Annotated in this window: 1 protein-coding gene; it reads left to right on the forward strand. The window is 30.6% G+C overall.

Annotated features, from left to right (window positions below):
- Window positions 1-245 (forward strand): hypothetical protein (locus R2R70_RS22425; RefSeq protein ID WP_410979261.1); only part of this gene is annotated, 245 nt, incomplete at both ends.

Genomic DNA, 245 nt, shown 5'->3' on the forward strand with positions numbered 1-245 from the left:
CTAATGGGTTTGAGGGATTTATTGAAACTGTTAATGATGTAGTTGAAAAGTTAAATCCACATGAATGGTTTATTGTAGTAAAAAAACACCCATTAGAAGCAGGGTTTCCATCATCTATGAAGCAAGTTGATAATATGTTGCTAGTTGATAAGGAATATCATATTCATGATTTAATAAGTATAGCAAATAAGATATTTTTGATTAATTCAGGAGTTGGCTTGCTAGCTATGTTATTTAGGAAGCCT

The organism is Cobetia sp. SIMBA_158, assembly GCF_046566945.1.
Taxonomy (GTDB): domain Bacteria; phylum Pseudomonadota; class Gammaproteobacteria; order Pseudomonadales; family Halomonadaceae; genus Cobetia; species Cobetia amphilecti.